This is a genomic window from Aliirhizobium wenxiniae (assembly GCF_019511445.1).
In the GTDB taxonomy this organism is placed as follows: Bacteria; Pseudomonadota; Alphaproteobacteria; order Rhizobiales; family Rhizobiaceae; genus Neorhizobium; species Neorhizobium wenxiniae_A.
Window position 1 is genome coordinate 318,896 of record NZ_JAEUAN010000003.1, and the last position, 19,135, is coordinate 338,030.

19 protein-coding genes are annotated in these 19,135 nt (G+C 59.8%); 7 read left to right on the forward strand and 12 right to left on the reverse strand.

Going from position 1 to position 19,135, the window contains the following annotated elements:
* Nucleotides 1–74: 74 nt before the first annotated feature.
* The 6 genes from JNB91_RS05595 to JNB91_RS05620 all read left to right on the forward strand — a co-directional run bounded on the left by JNB91_RS05595 (nt 75) and on the right by JNB91_RS05620 (nt 5,966).
* Nucleotides 75–1,601 (forward strand): sugar ABC transporter ATP-binding protein, encoded by a 1,527-nt coding sequence (locus tag JNB91_RS05595; protein ID WP_220324530.1) that lies wholly within the window; start codon nt 75–77, stop codon nt 1,599–1,601.
* Nucleotides 1,601–2,632 carry an ABC transporter permease gene (locus JNB91_RS05600; protein ID WP_220324531.1) on the forward strand — a complete coding sequence of 344 codons (1,032 nt, stop codon included), beginning with the start codon at nt 1,601–1,603 and terminating at the stop codon, nt 2,630–2,632. The genes JNB91_RS05595 and JNB91_RS05600 overlap by 1 nt, the downstream gene beginning before the upstream one ends.
* Nucleotides 2,629–3,615 carry a galactofuranose ABC transporter, permease protein YjfF gene (yjfF, locus tag JNB91_RS05605; RefSeq protein ID WP_220324532.1) on the forward strand — a complete coding sequence of 329 codons (987 nt, stop codon included), beginning with the start codon at nt 2,629–2,631 and terminating at the stop codon, nt 3,613–3,615. Before JNB91_RS05600 ends, yjfF begins: the two co-directional genes overlap by 4 nt.
* Before the next feature lie 2 nt (nt 3,616–3,617).
* Nucleotides 3,618–4,400, forward strand: a complete 783-nt coding sequence (locus tag JNB91_RS05610) for a FadR/GntR family transcriptional regulator (protein ID WP_220324533.1) — start codon at nt 3,618–3,620, stop codon at nt 4,398–4,400.
* Between the two features lie 59 nt (nt 4,401–4,459).
* Nucleotides 4,460–5,419, forward strand: a complete 960-nt coding sequence (locus tag JNB91_RS05615) for a siderophore-interacting protein (protein WP_220324534.1) — start codon at nt 4,460–4,462, stop codon at nt 5,417–5,419.
* 310 nt (nt 5,420–5,729) lie between these two features.
* Nucleotides 5,730–5,966 carry a hypothetical protein gene (locus JNB91_RS05620; protein WP_220324535.1) on the forward strand — a complete coding sequence of 79 codons (237 nt, stop codon included), beginning with the start codon at nt 5,730–5,732 and terminating at the stop codon, nt 5,964–5,966.
* Nucleotides 5,967–6,033: 67 nt separating this feature from the next.
* Here JNB91_RS05620 and JNB91_RS05625 read toward each other — a convergent pair whose 3' ends face one another.
* The 7 genes from JNB91_RS05625 to JNB91_RS05655 all read right to left on the reverse strand — a co-directional run bounded on the left by JNB91_RS05625 (nt 6,034) and on the right by JNB91_RS05655 (nt 13,770).
* The gene (locus JNB91_RS05625; protein WP_220324536.1) at nt 6,034–7,431 is read right to left on the reverse strand and encodes a hypothetical protein; all 1,398 of its coding nucleotides are present in this window, start codon (nt 7,429–7,431) and stop codon (nt 6,034–6,036) included.
* 308 nt (nt 7,432–7,739) lie between these two features.
* Nucleotides 7,740–8,138, reverse strand: coding sequence for a monovalent cation/H(+) antiporter subunit G (mnhG, locus tag JNB91_RS05630; RefSeq protein ID WP_220324537.1), 399 nt, complete (start codon nt 8,136–8,138; stop codon nt 7,740–7,742).
* Nucleotides 8,135–8,416, reverse strand: a complete 282-nt coding sequence (locus JNB91_RS05635) for a K+/H+ antiporter subunit F (RefSeq protein ID WP_220324538.1) — start codon at nt 8,414–8,416, stop codon at nt 8,135–8,137. Before JNB91_RS05635 ends, mnhG begins: the two co-directional genes overlap by 4 nt.
* Nucleotides 8,413–8,889 carry a Na+/H+ antiporter subunit E gene (locus JNB91_RS05640; protein ID WP_220324539.1) on the reverse strand — a complete coding sequence of 159 codons (477 nt, stop codon included), beginning with the start codon at nt 8,887–8,889 and terminating at the stop codon, nt 8,413–8,415. The genes JNB91_RS05635 and JNB91_RS05640 overlap by 4 nt, the downstream gene beginning before the upstream one ends.
* Complete coding sequence (locus JNB91_RS05645; RefSeq protein ID WP_220324540.1) at nt 8,889–10,514, reverse strand: monovalent cation/H+ antiporter subunit D; 1,626 nt, start codon at nt 10,512–10,514, stop codon at nt 8,889–8,891. The genes JNB91_RS05640 and JNB91_RS05645 overlap by 1 nt, the downstream gene beginning before the upstream one ends.
* The gene (locus JNB91_RS05650) at nt 10,511–10,849 is read right to left on the reverse strand and encodes a Na+/H+ antiporter subunit C (RefSeq protein ID WP_220324541.1); all 339 of its coding nucleotides are present in this window, start codon (nt 10,847–10,849) and stop codon (nt 10,511–10,513) included. Before JNB91_RS05650 ends, JNB91_RS05645 begins: the two co-directional genes overlap by 4 nt.
* Nucleotides 10,849–13,770 carry a monovalent cation/H+ antiporter subunit A gene (locus tag JNB91_RS05655; RefSeq protein WP_220324592.1) on the reverse strand — a complete coding sequence of 974 codons (2,922 nt, stop codon included), beginning with the start codon at nt 13,768–13,770 and terminating at the stop codon, nt 10,849–10,851. Before JNB91_RS05655 ends, JNB91_RS05650 begins: the two co-directional genes overlap by 1 nt.
* An 82-nt stretch (nt 13,771–13,852) precedes the next feature.
* Between JNB91_RS05655 and JNB91_RS05660 the strand changes: the two genes are divergently transcribed.
* Nucleotides 13,853–14,167 carry a helix-turn-helix transcriptional regulator gene (locus JNB91_RS05660; RefSeq protein ID WP_220324593.1) on the forward strand — a complete coding sequence of 105 codons (315 nt, stop codon included), beginning with the start codon at nt 13,853–13,855 and terminating at the stop codon, nt 14,165–14,167.
* Nucleotides 14,168–14,174: 7 nt separating this feature from the next.
* Here the strand turns inward: JNB91_RS05660 and JNB91_RS05665 are convergent, their stop codons facing one another.
* From JNB91_RS05665 to JNB91_RS05685, 5 genes are read right to left on the reverse strand one after another with little or no spacing between them, the layout of a single operon-like run.
* Nucleotides 14,175–15,269 carry a response regulator gene (locus tag JNB91_RS05665; RefSeq protein WP_220324542.1) on the reverse strand — a complete coding sequence of 365 codons (1,095 nt, stop codon included), beginning with the start codon at nt 15,267–15,269 and terminating at the stop codon, nt 14,175–14,177.
* Between the two features lie 31 nt (nt 15,270–15,300).
* Nucleotides 15,301–16,686: a sensor histidine kinase gene (locus tag JNB91_RS05670; protein WP_223218063.1), complete on the reverse strand. Its 1,386-nt coding sequence runs from the start codon at nt 16,684–16,686 to the stop codon at nt 15,301–15,303.
* On the reverse strand, nt 16,635–17,786 hold the full coding sequence (metK, locus tag JNB91_RS05675) for a methionine adenosyltransferase (protein WP_220324543.1): 1,152 nt from the start codon (nt 17,784–17,786) through the stop codon (nt 16,635–16,637). Before metK ends, JNB91_RS05670 begins: the two co-directional genes overlap by 52 nt.
* Nucleotides 17,787–17,842: 56 nt before the next feature.
* Nucleotides 17,843–18,760 carry a glycyl-radical enzyme activating protein gene (locus JNB91_RS05680; RefSeq protein WP_220324544.1) on the reverse strand — a complete coding sequence of 306 codons (918 nt, stop codon included), beginning with the start codon at nt 18,758–18,760 and terminating at the stop codon, nt 17,843–17,845.
* A 51-nt stretch (nt 18,761–18,811) separates the two neighbouring features.
* On the reverse strand, nt 18,812–19,114 hold the full coding sequence (locus JNB91_RS05685; protein ID WP_148147694.1) for a BMC domain-containing protein: 303 nt from the start codon (nt 19,112–19,114) through the stop codon (nt 18,812–18,814).
* Nucleotides 19,115–19,135 lie beyond the last annotated feature (21 nt).

The window sequence follows — 19,135 nt, forward strand, 5'->3', positions numbered from 1 at the left end:
TCGAAGCCGGACAGGATCAATGACCGGAGCGGGATTTCCCGCTTCGGTTTCTCATCAGCATGCGGGACGAAGACATGTCAGCATCACACGCTCTTCTCGAAGCCCGAGGCATCGGCAAATCCTTTTTCGGCATTTCCGCGCTTGAAGACGTCGATTTCACCCTAGAGCGGGGTGAGATCCATGCGCTTCTCGGCGAAAACGGCGCCGGCAAGTCGACCCTGATCAAGATCCTGACCGGCGTCTATCGCCGCGACCGTGGCACGATCTATCTGGAAGGCAGCGAAGTTTCCCCCGATGATGTCGCCGCCGCACAGGCCCTCGGCATCGGCACCGTCTACCAGGAAGTCAATCTTCTGGAGAACTTGACGGTGGCGGAGAACCTGTTTCTTGGCCGCCAGCCACGCCGCTTCGGCATGATCGACCGCCGCAGCATGCGCGACCGATCCAAGGCTTTGCTTGCACGCTATGGTCTGGATATCGATGTCGACGCGCTGCTCTCGTCCTATTCCGTCGCGATCCGCCAGATCATCGCGATCGCCCGCGCCGTCGATCTTTCCGGCAAGGTTCTGGTTCTCGACGAACCAACGGCAAGTCTTGATGCCAACGAGGTGAAAGGCCTTTTCACCGTTCTGCGCCAACTGCGCGAAGACGGTGTCGGCATCGTCATCATCACCCATTTCCTCGATCAGGTTTACGAGATTGCCGATCGCGTCACCGTGCTGCGCAACGGTCGGCTGGTCGGAAGCCGCGCAATCTCCGAACTGCCGCGCCTCGATCTGATCTCGATGATGCTTGGCCGCGAGCTGCAGCACATCACCCGCGATCATCAGGCAGAGCCGGAAACGATCGACGATCGCGGCGCGCCATCGATCCAGTTCCAGAATTACGGCAAGAAAGGCAGCGTCGCCCCCTTCGATCTCGATATCAGGCCGGGCGAAGTCGTCGGCATCGCCGGCCTGCTCGGCTCCGGCCGCAGTGAAACCGCCTTCCTGCTGTTCGGCATAGACCGCGCCGACAGCGGCACCGCCACGATCGATGGCAAAGACGTGTCCATCGCCTCGCCGGAAGCCGCTATCGCCAATCGCTTCGGCTTCTGTCCGGAAGAGCGCAAGACGGATGGCATCGTCGGTGATCTGTCGGTGGCCGATAATATCGTGCTGGCGCTGCAGGCGCGGCGCGGCTGGATGCGGCCGATCTCATCAGCCCAGAAGCGCGAACTCGCCGACAGCTTCATCAAGTCTCTCGACATTCGCCCCGCAGACCGCGAAAGGCCGATAAAATTCCTCTCCGGCGGCAACCAGCAGAAGGCGATCCTTGCCCGCTGGCTGGTGACAGAACCACGGCTGCTCATCCTCGACGAGCCGACCCGCGGCATCGATATCGGCGCCCATGCGGAAATCCTGAAAATGATCGAAAGACTGTGCTCCGAAGGCATGTCTCTCGTCGTCATCTCTTCCGAGCTGGAAGAACTCACGGCAGTGGCCCACCGCGTCATCGTGTTGTCCGACCGCCGCCATGTGGCCGAGCTTTCCGGCCGCCAGTTGACCACGGACGGCATCATCAGGGCGATTGCCGGCACCGGCGAAACGGAGGCCGCGTAATGACCTGGTTCACCCGCCGCCTGCGTCGCCTGGCGCCACAGCTCGTCGCGCTCGCCATCATTCTCGGCATCATCAGCCTGATTGCCCCAGGTTTCCTGACAGTTTCCGTCCAGAACGGACGGCTTTACGGCAGCCTGATCGACATTCTGGTCCGCGCTGCCCCCGTCGCTCTCCTGACGGTCGGCATGACCCTGGTGATCGCGACGCGCGGTATCGACCTCTCGATCGGCGCCGTCATCGCCATATGTGGCGCTGTCGCCGCAACACTGATCAGCGACGGTTATTCGCTACCGGTGGTGATTGCCGTTTCGCTTGGCGTCGGCATTGCCTGCGGGTTGTGGAACGGCGTGCTCGTCGCAGTTCTCGATATCCAGCCGATCATCGCTACCCTGATCCTGATGGTCGCGGGCCGCGGCATCGCCCAGTTGATCACCGAGGGCGTCATCCTTACCTTCAACGACGACACGTTTGCAGCGCTCGGCTCCGGCTCGCTTGCCGGCATTCCGATCCCGATCTATCTCTGGGTAGGGACGGCACTCGTCATCGGCCTGCTGATGCGACGCACCGCCCTCGGCTTCCTGATCGAGGCGACCGGCATCAACCGCCGCGCGGCAAGCCTTGCCGGTGTGCGTGCCCGCTTCCTGCTCTTTTCGGCCTATGCGATTTCCGGCCTCTGTGCCGCCATCGCCGGCATGATCGTCACCGCCGACATTCGCGGCGCCGACGCCAACAATGCCGGTCTCTGGCTGGAACTCGATGCGATCCTTGCGGTCGTCGTCGGCGGCACCTCGCTCAATGGCGGACGCTTCTCGATCACCGCCTCGCTGATCGGTGCGCTGATCATCCAGTCGATCAATACCGGCATTCTCGTTTCGGGCTTTCCGCCGGAATTCAACCTGATCATCAAGGCCGGCATCATCATCGTCGTGCTGACACTGCAATCGCCAGCGATCATGACCCTCTTCGGCTTCATCAAAGCCTCTCGTCGCAGCGAAAAACTCAACCACGGCACGAAGGAGGCGACACGATGATCCACGCCCGCAACCTGCCCTTCGTCACCACGCTGGCAATCTTCGTCATCGCCTACGGGCTCTGCGTGCTGCAGTTTCCCAACATGCTGTCGACACGGGTGATCGGCAATCTTCTGACCGACAACGCTTTTCTCGGCATCGCCGCGGTCGGCATGACCTTCGTCATCCTCTCGGGCGGCATTGATCTTTCGGTCGGATCGGTGATTGCCTTCACCAGCGTCTTCGTCGCCGTCATGGTCGGCTCCTTCGGCGTGCATCCGCTCACCGCCTTTCTCGCAGCTTTGGTCATCTCGACCCTGTTCGGATGCCTGATGGGCGCGATGATCCGCTATCTGATGATCCCGCCCTTCGTGGTGACGCTCGCCGGCATGTTCCTCGCCCGAGGTGCTGCCTATCTCGTCTCAACCCAGTCCGTGCCGATTACCCATGAATTTATCGACACCATGCTCGGCTTCTACATCCGCTTCCCAGGCGGCGGCAGGTTGACGCTGCTCGCCATGGTGATGCTGATTGTCTTTGTCGTCGGCATCATCGTCGCATCGCGCACGCGCTTCGGCGCCAATGTCTATGCGATCGGCGGCAACATCCAGTCGGCGGAACTGATGGGCGTACCGGTGGGTGCGACGACGATCCGCATCTACGCCTTGTCAGGCTTCCTGTCCGGCCTCGCCGGCATCGTCTATACGCTTTACACGTCCTCCGGTTATTCGCTGGCGACGGTCGGCGTCGAACTTGATGCGATTGCCGCTGTGGTGATCGGCGGCACGCTTCTGACCGGCGGCGTCGGCCTGGTTGCCGGCACCTTCATCGGCATCCTCTTGCAGGGGCTGATCCAGACCTACATCGTCTTCGACGGAACGCTGTCCTCCTGGTGGACGAAAATCGTCATAGGCATCCTGTTATTCGTATTCATTGTGTTGCAGCGCACCATCATCTGGTATTCGGACCGCCGACTTGCAGTCCGACAATTGAAGGAGGTTTGATTTTGGGTCTTCTGGAAACGACCATCAGCGGCCGGAAGCGGCGCGGCAACCACGCCCATGTGGTCGCCGAGCTCGGGCGCGGTATCGTCTCCGGCAAGATACCGGAAGGCTCGCTCCTGCCCGGCGATGCGGAGCTCTCAGGCCGCTTCGGCGTCTCCCGCACCGTGCTGCGCGAGGCGATGAAGACGCTGTCCGCCAAGCGGCTGATCGAAGCAAAGGCAAAGGTCGGCACCCGCGTCCTGCCGCGGGACAGCTGGAATTTCTTCGATTCGGATGTGCTCGGCTGGCGTTTCGAGAGCGGGCTGGATTACGAATTCATCGAACATCTTGCCGAGATCCGTCTGGCGCTGGAACCGGCCGCAGCCTCTGCAGCCGCAGGCCGCGCCACAAGCGACGACATCGTAGCGCTCTATGCCATCGCAGCCAAATTCGACAACCTCAACCACACGCCGGAATCGATCGCAAAGGTCGATCTCGAATTCCATCTGGCCATCGCCCGCATGTCCGGCAACCCCTTCATGCGCTCGGCAAGTGCGCTGATCGAGGCGGCACTGGCAATTTCATTTGAACTCTCGTCCCCCGCCGCTTCGCCGGAGACGATCGATGAAGTGGCGACCAACCATTTGCGGATCGTCCATGCCATCGCCTCACGCGATCCCGCCAAGGCGATGTCGGCCATGCGGCACGTGATCGAGGTCGGCAAGAGCCGCATCCGCAGCTCGATCCGCGGTACTGACAGCAACGCGATCGATGCCCGAAAGCCGGTCGCCGTCGACAATAGTTGACTTCACAACTCATGAATGATTTTAGTCCGGGAAGACGACAGACATTCCGGACGACCGCCATGCTCCACCAGACCCGAGGCCGCATCACCCGTGACAACGGCGCCGCAATCGATGCGCTGAAGAAACGTGCGGCGGAATGGGAAGTGCCGCTGACACAGGAAGCAAAAGGTTTCTGCTTCCATGTCTGGAATTCCAAGGCGACGCTCTATCCGGATGAAACCGGCGTCACGATCGAGATCTCGTCACCGGAGCAGCGCCTGCTGCAGACACTGCAGGGCAGCCTGACCGAGCTTTTCGAGGAATGCCTTCTCTGCCCGAAATGGGATGAAGTGGCCGAAGGCGCACTTGCGCCCGGCATGTCGCTGATGCAGGTCGCATCCATCACCAAACGCTCGCCGGGCTTCACCCGTGTGCGCCTCGAAGGGCATGATGCGGAACGTTTCGGCGAAGGCAGCTATCATTTCCGCCTTCTCATTCCCCGTAAGGGCCGGCCGCCGTGCTGGCCGCGTATCGCCGCATCCGGCCGTACCGTCTGGCCCGAGGGTGATGACGCCCTGCACCGGCCCGTCTACACCACAGTGGCGCATGGCCAGAACTGGCTCGAATTCGATGTGTTCGAGCACGCAGGAAGCCCGACATCCGCCTGGCTGGCTGAAGATCCGGTCGGAAGGACGATCGGCATCATCGGCCCGGGTGGCGGCGGATGCCCGGAAAGCCAGAACCTTTTCCTCTTCGGTGACGAAACCGCCGTGCCCGCCATCATCCGCATCCTTCAGGAAGCGCCGGGCGATGTCCGCGCATTCATCCAGGCCAGCCGTAAAGATCTCTGCGAACTCGCTGCGGATGACAGGGTCTCGACCGTCGATGACCTGATCCCGGCTCTGGAGGCGCTTGAGCTGGTCGATGGCGCCTATGTCTGGTTTGCCGGACATGCAGATCAGGCGCGGGCCGCCCGCATCTGCCTGACCGATCGCGGCATGCAAAAACGCGATTTCACTGCCGCTGCCTACTGGAATTGAGCAGCCGGACGGAACTTTGGAAAGCCGAAGCCCTAAGAGGATTGACCGGGCTCGCAGATGTCATGATGCGCGGCCAATTTTGGTACCTATATTTTAAGGTATTCTAATACCCTGAAGCCTCCAAATTGCTCGAATTAACCTTACCGCGTAACCTCGCTTGGTATTCTGGCTTGCTCAAAGCCGAAAAATGGGCACTTTTCATTAAATAAGAGCGCTCGCGGAGCTGATAGTCCCGCAAGGTGGGGACGTCACAGCAATGTTGCGGACGCCCTTTAGTGCGTGTTTCTGAATCGGAAAATTGAGGTGCGGCATGACTTACGAATCCGCCAGACTTATGTCTGAGGCTATGACGCTTTCTTCGGCGGCTGTTCTTTCCTCCTTGATCGATACGTTGGTCGAGAAGGGTATTTTGACCCCGGACGAGGAAAAGGAAATCTACCTCTCCGCGATGGACAAGATCAGTGAAGTCGCCGGTGATGATGAAGACGGGACGCATGAGCTCGCCCGCGAACTCATCGAACAGCAGATAGCCGACCGCGAACTCTGAGCTTTCCGGCTGAGAATACCATCGTCTCTATACCTGGGTTTCCGAGATCGCGGAAACTTTCTAGCAATCAGAAGAATGAAACGGCCAGCACCAGAAGCAGTGAGCTGGCCATCACGGTCGCTGCGAATGCGCCATTCCATTTGAGCACGATCGTCGTGGCCGAAGTGGATGTCAGGCGCGCCATGGTGATCGACATCGCACTAATCGGTGAAAGCGCGATACCAGCCGCCCAGCCAAGCGAAAGTGAGAGCGCCAGAAGCATCGGATGAGCATTGCCGAAGGCGGCGGCCCCGAACAGCTGGGCAAGAAACACCACCACGATCGAATGCGGCACGAAAAGAAGTGCACTTGTCGCGATCGCCACGATGCACAGCCCCGCCAGTACTGAAGGTGGCAGCTGGTTGAGATCCGCCAGAAAATCGCCCCTGCCATCGAGAAAGACTACAGCGGTCGCCCCGATGACGCTGGCCGACAGATAGATCGCGCTCTCCGTCCGCATCACCGACATGTTGCCGACCATGCCCTTTACCTCGCGTCCGAGCCCCGAAATCGGCACACGCTGTTCATAGACGATCCAGCCAAGGGCAAACAGCGGCAGAAGGATCAGCGAGGCGACAAGCGGGCTCACATCGATCGCAGCGTGAATTGCCAGCGTGCCGCCAAACAGCCCGACGCAAGCGCAGAGCGTTACCGCAAGCGGGCCTGCCGATAGCCTGTCCGCGTCATCAGCCGACACATTGATTGTCTGGCCGGTCACCTCGGTATGAAAAAGGGTCGTCACAAGGATCAGCGCCGCAGCAGTCGCAAAGGCTGCGATGATGAAGGCCGTTGGCGCAAGATTGGGAATAGACTGGGTGATGATGGCAAACCCGACACCAAGCGGCGACCAGATCGTCATCAGAACCGTCCCGCGCATGGCCGCAAGCAGGATAGAGCGGCGCTCACCCTGCCGATCCTGCCCCTCTGTCGCCTTCGCCACCATCTGTCCGAGCAGCGAGATGATACCGATATTGAAGAGCAGGCTGAGCAGATGGCTGCCGACCTTGACCGCCTGGTACCGTCTGCGACCGGGCATGCTCATCAGATATTCCGCCGCATTTCTGATAATCTCGGAACTACCGACCGCGTAACGCAGCATGCCGAGCACGGACAGGAACGAGGAAAAGCCGACGCCCTGGTAAAGCGCGCGCTCGACGACCGCAGCTTTGTCGGCGGGAGCCAAGAATTCCGATGTGGCGCAGAGAACAAAACCCGCCGTCACGAACACTTTCGCGATCGTCGCCAGCCGCTTCCAATCGGACAGCACCGCGACCGCAGCCAGCGCAGCAGCAGCCCGGAGCAACCAGATGGAACCGGAGGTCACGCTGGCGATGACAAAGAGAAACGCAGCCGCCAAGGTAAGCACATCTGCCGCACGAACAACCTGCTGCTTCGGCAGCGCGGCGGCTGAGACACCCTTGCTCATGGATGGATAACTCCGGGACAGGCTTCGACCCGACACGTATGTGCGGAACGAGGAGAAAATTCGAAAAGGAATTCAGTAGTATCGGCGATCTACAGCATGCGACGATGCCCTGCCTGCAGGACAGCCGTTCGAATGCTGCATTGCAGCACGAAACCGATAAAGTCCAGCATTCGCAGAGCGAAAGCGCCTGCTGCGACGCAAACAATGCGTGTTTCAGCGAGGCTGACGGCCTATACACACAATTACGAATTGCCGCTCAACGCGGCAGATCGTCTCGGTGGTGATTTTTAGGGCAGATGGCTTCGGAGTCAGGAAGCCTGCGGATCGTCGTCCTTACGGGGACGCTCTTCCGGGCCGATCGGGTATTTGCGCGGAACACCATGACTGCGAGCAGTTCGGTCACGGTGGAGCGCTGCACGCGCCAGCAGCATGAAAGTGATCGGCGTGGTGAAGGTGACGAACGTGCCGATCAGAATTTCATGAACGACGAGGCTCGAGGACGCGGCAGTGAAATAGATCATCGACGCGAGCATGATCCCGCCGATACCCCAGCTCGTACCGAGCGCTGGCGCATGGAGCCGCTCATAAAAGGTCGGCAGACGCAGGAAGCCGATGGCGCCGATCAGCGCGAGCGCCGCCCCGAGCAGCAGGAAGAAGGCCACGGCGAGCGCGATTGGCAGTGAAAGGTCGGATGCAGGATAGATCATTCGATCACCTCCCCGCGCATGAGGAATTTCGCCAGCGCCACGGTGGAGACGAAACCGAGCAAGCCGATCACCGACGCCGCCTCGAAATAGATCATCCGCCCCGTGCCGATGCCGAACGTCACCAGCAGCAGCATCGCGTTGATGTAGATCGTGTCGAGACCGATGATCCTGTCCTGCGCCCGCGGACCGCGGAACATCCGGACCGCAGCAATCGCCATAGCGACCACGAGCATGAACTGGGCGATTGCGACTGCGGTATAGATGATGACGGCACTCATGCGAATATCTCCATCAGCAGCTTCTCATAGCGGTTCTTGATCGTTGCGACCCACTGCTCTTCCTCTTCCAGATCGAGCACGTGCATGAGGATCGAACCGTCATAGGAATCATATTCCAGCCAGACCGAGCCGGGTGTGCTTGTCAGGATGACCGCCAGAAGCGCAAGCGCGGTGCGATCCTTGAGTTCCAGCGGGATCGTCAGGAACCCGGCCTTGCGCCCCTTCTTGCGGCCGCGGATAATCAGCATCGCCACCGCGATATTCGACAGGATGATGTCGAAAAGCACGATGAAGAACAGTTTCGGCAGCAGCCACCATTTCTTCAGCTTCGGCTTGTCGGGCCTGAGCGACGCCATCGCCCATGAGGCAAAGACGGCAACCAGCGAGCCCATGACCAGTTGCCCGAGCGTGAACCCGCTCAGCAGAAGCCACATCAGGATCAGCGATACCGTCAGGATCGGATAGGGAAGCATCAGTGATCTCCCCCACCAAGCTCGCTGTCGACGCCCGGCACGACGATCGCGTTGCGAACCGCATCGATATAGAGGCTCGGAGTACTGAGCGAGCGGATCGTCGTATCCATGTACTGCATCGCCGCATTCGCCTGCACCGTCAGGAAAAGCGTCAGAGCCAGAAGGAACATGACCGGCACGATCTCGATAACGAGAACCCTCGGCACTACGCCTTCAAGCGAGGTCCAGAAGGTGCGGATACCGACGCGGGTCATGGAAATGAGTGCTGCGACACCCGACAGGATAACGAGAATGATCAGCGCCCAAACCGCAGCGGTCGGCGGCACGCCGATCGCACCGGTCCCCATCATGGCAGACAGCATGGCGAACTTGGCGATGAAGCCCGAAAGCGGCGGCAGGCCGGAGAGAAGAATGCCGCACATGGCAAAACAGGTGCCGAGGATCGCCATCGTGCCCGGCATGGTGACACCTTCACCCTCTTCCGGCTCGTCCTCATCGGCATCACCATAAGCTTCCATCGTCACGGCCAGAACGTTTGCACCCGCATCCTGGCTGCGCTCGACAAGCTCGATCAGCATGAAGAAGGCACTGATCGTCAGCGTGGAACTGACCAGATAGAGGAGTGCGCCGGAAGACACCGCACCGTCATTGATGCCGAGAACCATCAGCAGCGTGCCGGACGAGACCAGAACAGAGAAACCGGCAAGCCTGCCAAGCGCCTGCGACGCCAGAACGCCAATCGTGCCGAAGATCAGCGTCGCCATGCCGCCATAGAGCAGCACCGTCGAGCCGAAACCGGCGGAAGGACCGTTGTCGAACAACAGCATGGTGAGCCGCAGGATGACATAGATGCCGAGCTTGCTGAGAATGGCAAAGACGCCGGCAACGGGGGCGGACGCCGCGCTATAGGCGGTAGGCAGCCAGAAGCAGAGCGGCCACATGCCGGCCTTGATCAGGAAGGCGATGCCGAGCACGCCCGCACCCGCCTCCATCAGCATCCGCCGGTCCGCTTCCATGTCCGGAATGCGGGCTGCAAGATCGGCCATGTTGAGCGTACCGGCCGTACCGTAGATCAGGCTGACGCCGATCAGGAAGAGAAGCGCCGCCGCCAGGTTGACGGCAATATAGTGCATGCCCGCCTTCACCCTGAGCGGACCCGATCCGTGCAGAAGAAGGCCGTAGGATGCAGCCAGCATCACTTCGAAGAAGACGAAGAGATTGAACAGGTCACCCGTCAGAAGCGCGCCGTTGACGCCCATCAAGAGCAGCTGGAACATCGAATGGAAATGCGCGCCCATCGCATGCCAGCGCGCCAGCGAATAAACGAGCGCCGCAAACCCGACGATCGCCGTCAGAAGCAGCATCAGCGCGGAAAGCCCGTCGAGCACGAGCACGATGCCGAAGGGAGCCGCCCAGTTGCCGAGCAGATAGACACCTTCGAAACTGTTGGGCCCGCTTTCGATCTCAAACAGGATAAAGGCAACGGCCAGCAGCAGCATCGTCGAGACGAGGCTCACCATTGCCTTGGCGACACGGCGCCTTTCGTCAATGAACAGCAGGATCGCGGCGGCCGCCAGCGGGATGAGGACCGGCGCGATGATGAGATGATGCGACCAGCCGTTCATCGCTTGTCCCCCCTGCCGTCGACATGGTCGGTGCCGGTCAGGCCGCGCGAGGCGAGCAGGACGACGAGAAACAGCGCGGTGGTCGCAAAACCGATGACGATAGCGGTCAGAACCAGCGCCTGCGGCACCGGATCGGCAAGCATGCTGCTGGATGCGCCCTCACCGAGGATCGGGGGAACATTGGTCTTCACCCCGCCGGTGCTGAAGATGAACAGGTTCACCGCATAGGACAGAAGCGAAAGCCCGATGATGACCTGATAGGTGCGCGGGCGCAGGATCAGCCACACGCCGCAGCTTGTCATCACGCCGATCGCGATGGAGAGGATGATTTCCATTAGTCGTCCCTCCCCTTTTCGGCTTCGATGACGCGCAGGCGGTTGATGCGGATGGATTGGTGCGCAAGCGCGACGAGGATCAGAACCGTCGATCCGACGACCAGAAGGAACACACCGAGATCGAAGAGCAGCGCCGTCGCCGCCGGCACCTTTCCGATCAGCGGCACGGTGAGATACTGGAAATGCGAGGTCAGGAACGGGTAGCCCAGGAACCATGCGCCGATGCCGGTCACGGTTGCCATGATGAGCCCGACCCCCATCCAGCGCAGCGGCAGAATGCGGATGCGATCCTCCGCCCAGCGTGTGCCGCCGGCGAGATACTGGAGGAGGAAGGCGATCGACAATGTCAGGCCGGCCGAGAAACCGCCGCCTGGCAGATCATGGCCGCGCATCAGGATATAGACCGCGAAGGTGATGATCACCGGGAACATCCACTGCATGATCACCGAGGGGATCAGCAGATATTCGCGAACCGTGTCGCCTGCATTGCGCTCCGGGCGCTCCTCATCGAAACGGGCCTGGATCTGCTGCTGCTCCGGCATGAGCATCGTATCAGGCGCGGGGCGGAAACGTCGGAGCAGGGCGTAGACGGTCAGCGCCACGATGCCGAGGACGGCGATTTCGCCGAGCGTATCGAAACCGCGGAAATCGACCAGGATGACGTTGACGACATTGCGCCCGCCGCCTTCCGAATAGGCGTTTTCAAGGAAGTAATTGGCGATCGCATCCGGCACCGGCATGGTCATCACGGCATAGGAGATGAAGGTCATGCCGATCCCGCAGATGATCGCGATCAGAAGGTCGCGGAAGCGGCGGAACCTTGCACGGAACGTCACCGACTCATCCATCTTCTCCGTCCGCTTTGGCAGCCAGCGCAACCCGAGCAGGATGAGGACGGTGGTGACGATTTCGACAAGCAGCTGGGTAATCGCCAGATCCGGCGCCGAGAGCCAGACGAAGGTGATGCAGACGATCAGACCGATGCCGCCAAGCATGATCAGCGCCGCAAGCCGGTGGTATTTCGCCAGATAGGCCGTGCCGATGGCAAGGCAGATGCCGATCAGCCAGATACCGGCAAAAACCTTGTCGACGCCGGAGAAGACGAAGGCCCGCGGCTCGAAGCCGGAAAGCCAGAGCGGCAGAAGCCCGGCCATAAAGCCGGTAACGACCACCCAGCGCAGCTGCGGCTGCAGATTGCGCGTACCGAGCCGCTGCTCGGCCATACGCGCCCAGCGCCAGGACACCTCGACGAGAATGCGTTCGAAGATACGCTGGCCCTTCAGCCGGCGCAGAAGCGGTGGGCCATCCTCGCAGGTGGCGAGATAATGGCGTAGCACGAAATAGAGCGCCGCACCGCCGGCAAGCGCAATCAGGCTCATGATCAGCGGCAGATTGAAGCCATGCCAGATGGAAAGGCTGTATTCCGGCGTATCGACGCCCAGCACGCTGACGACCGCCGCCTGGAGGAACGGGCCGATCGAGAACGCAGGTGCAATACCGACGATCAGGCAGATGACCACCAGCAGTTCGATTGGGAAACGCATCCAGCGCGATGGCTCGTGCGGCGTATCCTTCGGCAGATTGGTGGGCGACGGACCGAAGAAGACGGTGTGAATGAAGCGCAGCGAATAGGCGACGCTGAACGCCCCGGCAAGCGTTGCGACGTAGGGCAGGATGACGTCAAGGATCGAATCCGCATGGGTCTCGATCGCTTCGGCAAAGAACATTTCCTTCGACAGGAAGCCGTTGAGCAGCGGCACGCCGGCCATCGCCGCACTCGCGACCATGGCAAGCGTCGCCGTATAGGGCAGATAGCGGAAAAGCCCACTCAACCGCCGCATGTCGCGCGTTCCGGTCTCGTGGTCGATGATGCCGGCCGCCATGAACAGCGACGCCTTGAACGTCGCGTGGTTCAGCATGTGGAAGATCGCCGCCACCGTGGCGAGTGGACTGCCGAGGCTCAAGAGCGTGGTGATCAGCCCGAGATGGCTGATCGTCGAATAGGCGAGCAACCCCTTCAGGTCCTGCTGGAAGATCGCGAAAAACGCACCGATCAGCAATGTGAGGATGCCCGCTGCGCCGAGGATGAAGAACCACTCGTAGGTTCCAGACAGCGCCGGCGAGAAACGGGCGAGCAGGAAAACCCCGGCTTTCACCATCGTGGCCGAATGCAGGAAGGCGGAAACCGGCGTCGGCGCCGCCATCGCGTTGGGCAGCCAGAAATGGAAGGGGAACTGCGCGCTTTTCGTCAATGCGCCGAGCAGGATGAAGACGAGCGCCGGAACATAGAGCGCGTGGCTGCGGATCAGATCACCGGATGCAAGGATCTTGTCGAGATCATAACTGCCGACGATATTGCCGAGAAGCAAAAGGCCGATCAACAGGCAGAAGCCGCCGATACCGGTAATCGTCAGCGCCATACGCGCGCCGTCACGCGCGGCGGCCGAATTGTTCCAGTAGCTGATCAGCAGGAAGGACGAAATGCTCGTCAATTCCCAGAAGATCGACAGAAGGATGACATTGCCCGACAGGACAATGCCGAGCATGGCCCCCATGAAGGCGAGGAAGAAGGAGAAGAACCGCGGAACCGGATCCTCTTCGGACATATAATAGCGGGCGTAGACGGTAACCAGGAAACCGATGCCGTTGATCAGCACGCTGAACATCCAGGCAAAACCATCCAGACGCAGCGAAAAATTCAGCCCGAGCTGAGGAATCCATTCCAGGTTATAGCGAAGGACATTTCCATCGGTCACCTGCGGATAGGCCAGCACGGTGATGACAAGGCAGGAGAAAGCAACAAGAGACGCCAGACGCGACGGAAGGGCCGCGGATGCCGTGTTCAGGAGCATTACGGAAAGGAGACTTCCGATAAACGGCAGGGCCAGCAGCAGAACGAGAAAGTGCGGCGCAAGCGTTATCCCAATGACCTATTCCTTCATTTCCAAGGCATTTCAGTCCTTTATCATGTAATGGGGCGCCCCACTAGCCAATCGGATCAAACTGCCATATATGATTGATTCTGACCAATATGGGCAATTTGGAACAATGGGTCAACCGGATCAGGGAAAGATTTTGTCGCCGGCGCTCTGTCGGGCGGGCCGTGGCTTTCTGGACTGGACGCAATGCGATCTGGCGGATCGCTCCGGCGTGTCTCGCAGCACGATCAGGGACTACGAAGGTGACCGCCATGAAGTCCACCGCTCGACGGAAGCCCAACTCCGCCGAGCCTTTGAAGAAGGCGGCCTAGCCTTCGTCACGGTCGATGAAGATTGTATAGGCATCTGCCCGAAGGAAAAGAACAGGCCAGCCGACTGAGCTTCAGTCAGCCGACCCGAGCCTTCTGGAATTGCTGTCTGTATTCGGACGGCGAAACACCCACCTCCTTCTTGAAGGCTTTGCAGAAATAGTTTGCATCCGCATAGGAAAGGTCTAGCGAGACATTGCTGATCGGCAGATCGCTGTTTTGCAGCAGCACCTTGGCGCGTTCGATACGCTGGCCTTTGAGGTAGGAAATGAAGGTCGTATTCATTTTCTTGCGAAATAGCCGGCTGAGATAGCACGGGCTGACATGCGCGAATTCAGCCGCCTCTTCCAGAGTCACCCCCTTGGATAGGTTGCGCTCGATAAAATGAAGTACTGTTTCTATTCTTTCCCCGGCAGCCCCGCCCTGCTCCTGGCCGGGATCGAACAGAACGTCGATGATCTGACACAAAAGTTCCTGAACCTTGTACTGGCTGCGTACATCGAGACGCTGGCTTTCCAGTTCGTCCACCTGTCGCGCCATCGGCAGGCTCAATTTGCGGCCCATCTCCTCCAGAAGATCCGTCAGGATCTCGGCAAGATCGAGCACCTCATGGCGCGGCGCCACGTCCTTGTGCGCATAAATGCTTTCAAGCCGCATGCGCACGAAACGCAGACAATCCCGATAGGCACGCCTTTCGACCAAGGACCGGATTTCTTCGGCAGTGCCAGCCTCATCGTCCGCTTCATCCTCGGCCACATCCATTGTCGGGACCAGATGCAGGCTCTGCTGCGACTTGTCCGGAGCTGGTAGGGCCAGGCAATCGCGAACGCCGTCGAGCAATGCGTCGGCCCGCACCGGCTTCAGAAGGAAACCGTCAGCCTTGTATTGGATTGCTGCCTGCATGATGTCGAAATAGTCATAGGCGGTCACGATCAACACTTTTGTAGCCAAATGTCGTTCACGCACCATCTGCAGCAATTCCAGCCCATTGGGGCGCGGAATCCTGATATCGAGCAACATCACGTCGATACGCTCGCTCTCTAGCAGCTTGACCGCCTCAGAACCATTTTTGGCCTCACCGACGATCCTTATGTCATCGGCGTTGCGCTCGATGATGGAGCGCAGAGCGCGCCTTTCCAGTTCCTCATCTTCGACGATGGCCATGTTGAACATAAAAATCTCCCGTCAATCTGCCCCCACGCCTTCAGAAGTCGAAGGGCTCGAATTCCAGAGGGAAACGCATGCGCACCAGCGTCCCGCGCCCCTGGCGAAAAGGACTGAGAATCTCCAGCCCATGATCCGTGCCGAAGTAATAACGAAGCCGGCTATCGATATTATAGATGCCTATGCTCTTGCGGCCGCCGCGATCGGCCTCGCCGCGCAGAACAGCCTGCTTGCGCTCCGGCGATATGCCGTCGCCGTTGTCGACGATATCGATGATCAACTCGACCCCGTCGCGATAGGCAGTGATCTCTATCAACCCGCCGCTCTCACGCGGTTCTATCGCGTAATTGATGCAGTTCTCCACGATTGGTTGAAGCACCATCACCGGACAGAGCACGTCCAGAAATTCATCCGGTATGTCGAGAGTAAATTCGAAGCGGTCACCAACCCGAAGCTTCAGCAGATGCAGATAATTGCGGACATGTTCCACCTCCATCCGCAAGGGCACGAATTGCGACCCGCTCTTTTTCAGGACATAGCGCATCATATCAGCAAATGCATGCACGGTGTTTTCGGTTTCCGGAGCGTCTTCGACCAGCGCAAGCCTGCCGATCGTATTCAGGACATTGAACAGGAAATGCGGGTTGACCTGATAGGAAAGCGCCTGCAGTTCCGCCTCGCGAAGAAGTCTTTCAAGCTCTGCCCGCCGTTTCGACTCCTCGGCCAACCGCAGGTTCTTCGCATAAAGCTCCTGGGCTACGCCGCGCGAATAGCTCTCCTCGACGATATGCGATGCGATGTAGAACAGCGAATAGGCAGCCGAGCGCAGTTTCTCATAGGAGACCGAATTGATCCGGTGATGTTCATCCAGCAGCGGCTGGTGTTCTCGCCACGACCCTTCTATCGGGAAAATATTGGAAAGATCGACGAGACCGGTCGCCCCCTCATCAGACGTAAGCTTGACCTGGCCGCAGATGACCGCGCCCAGATATTCCCCGCGCACGATGATGGGCGCCGCAAAATCGACCAGGCTGCAATGGCATCGATAAATGGATGGCTCACCGGTAGAGAGTGCGGTGCGGCCGCCCACCGCGTCGCAATGAAAACACCGCTCCCGCCACTCGGCTCTGGCGCGAACGGCCTGGCAGAATGCCGAAAACCCGGACGGCTTGGTGACAGGAACACCTTCCGGATCGACGATCACCATCGCGACCCCGACTGCGGCACTGAAATTGTCCTGGACCTTCTGGAGCATTTCGGTGCTCATCAGTTCCAGCAGCCTCTTGCGCCGCGCTGCCTTGCTCAGGTGCGCGGTTTCCGCAGGTCGATCCGCCGCAGCAGGAAAAACCTCCGGAAAGATCAGAATCTCCGGATTTATCTGCGGCACCACCTCCTCAGGCTGCCCGCTCGGTCGGTCTGCTCCCATGACCACCCCTCCGCATCTCGGCCGAAATGACCATAGGATGCGGTTTTCTCGAATATCGGACGTCTCAGTCCAAGCACATCGATCATTCCGGATACGCTGAGCGGGAAAAGCTCGCGTATCGCCTCCTCAAGCAAAGCGGAATCGACCGACAATTTCTCCGCGGATGATACCGCGACCATTTCCGGTTCTTTCTGACCTATCGCAAAAGCCAGCGATATTTCGCAATTTGTCGCAAGTCCGGCAGCGACGACATTCTTGGCAATATACCGCGCCATATAGGCGCCAGTGCGATCCACCTTGGTCGCATCCTTGCCGGAAAAGGCGCCTCCCCCATGACGCCCGATGCCGCCATAGGTATCGACAATGATCTTGCGGCCGGTAAGCCCCGTATCGGCCGCCGGACCTCCTTTGACGAAACGTCCCGTTGGATTGATGAGGACCCGCGTATCCCGCTTTAGCCATGGCCCCATCACCGGCGCGATGACCTCTTCCAGCACGCCGCGCAGCAACTGCTCGCGCTCGATCTCTTCTGAATGCTGGGTCGAGACGACAACACTGATCAGCCTTTCCGGCCGCCCCTCCTTATCATGGGCGAATGTCACCTGTGCCTTGCCGTCCGGCCGCAGCCAGGTAAGATTTCCGCTCTTGCGCACCTCTGCCAGCCTGCGCGTCAGCTTGTGGGCAAAGTCGATCGAAACCGGCATCAGGCTTTCGGTCTCGCTGCTGGCGTAACCGTAGAAAATCCCCTGGTCACCTGCGCCGAAATCCTTCTCGCGCACGACGCCCAGCGCAATATCCGGCGACTGTTCATGCAGGTCGGCGAGAATGAAACATCCATCGGCATCGAAACCAAGGTCTGGATCGGTATAGCCGATGCGCCGGATCACATCACGCGCGATACGGATCACATCGACCGAAGCCCGTGACGTCACCTCGCCTGCGATATGGACGGTATTGCCCGAGACCATGACTTCGGCGGCAACGCGCGCCATCGGATCCTGCGCAAGATGGGCATCGAGAATGGCATCCGAAATCTGGTCGCAAACCTTGTCGGGGTGACCTTCCGTCACCGATTCTGCCGTCGTGTAGCGCGCGACCATGATCGCCTCCTTTATCCAGGCCCGGGATGCACGTCCCGGATCATCGTCTTTTTGGTTCAGCCGCCGATGACGCAATTGAAGCCAAGCCCTTCGACAGCCGCCTTGAACGGGTCCATGTCCTCCGGCTTGAGATTGGGAGCATCCGCCATCGGATAAGGCCTGCCGAGCAGCTCGTATTTGTTTTCGCCATAGGTGTGGTAGGGCAGGAGATGCACGGTATCGACGCCCGGCATAAGCTTGGCGAAATTGCCGATCGCTGTAATCGCCTCGACACTGTTGTTCACCCCCGGCACGACTGGAATACGCACCACCGTATGGGTGAGCGAGGCGATGCAGAGCGCGTTTTCAAGAATGATGCGGTTGTCGATGCCGGTATTGGCCCGATGCACCGCCGGATCGATGGCCTTCAGGTCCATCAGCACATGGTCGACAAACGGAATGACATCGCGAACGATCTCGCGCGTCGTGCAGCCCGTCGTCTCCATCGCCGTATTCCAACCCTGTTCATGGCAGGCCATCAGCAGATGCTTTGCAAACTCGTGCTGGAACAGCGGCTCTCCGCCAGACAGAGTTATCCCGCCGCCGGAACGACGGTAATGATGGGCATCCTTGCGCAATTCCTGCATCACCTCGGCAATGCTCATCGTCTTGCCGGCACGTTTCAGTGCCTGTGTCGGACAGACCTTCGTACAGCTTCCGCATTTGATGCATTTGCTGCGATCGACGAAACCGGCATTGCCGGGATCGAGCGCCTTTGTTGGACAGACGGGGATGCACTGGCCGCATTTGATGCAGGCCGAACGCCGGTAGAACAGTTCCGGCTCAGGGTTCTGCGATTCCGGGTTGGAGCACCAACGACACCGCAACGGGCAACCTTTCAGAAACACGATCGTGCGCACACCCGGCCCGTCATGGATGGAATAGCGCTGGATGTCGAAGACAATGCCTTCCTTGTCGTAGTCGATCGTGGTCATTTCAATATTCTGTCTTTTTATGCCGGGTTCCGGCGCCTCCTCCGGCGCCGTTCAGAACTCGGACTGTTGTGCTGCTGCGATGGCATCCATCGCCATGCGGACGGACGAGGTCTCTCCCATGATGGCAAGCGAGGTGACGTGCTGCGGGCAGGTGCCGTAGAGTTCGACGGTGAAAACACCTGCAGCCTTCAATGCGAGATCGGAGAAGTAGAAGAGGTCCGCCACCGGGATCTGCATCAGCCCGACGGAATCCACCCGGTTGGCCTGCACCCAGGCCCGGCCGTGCGGCGGCATCCGTCGCTGCAGCATCTGCAACACGTCGGGATGCGGAGCGTTGATGATGCGGGTCGCCATGGCGGATCTCCTCTCTTCCAA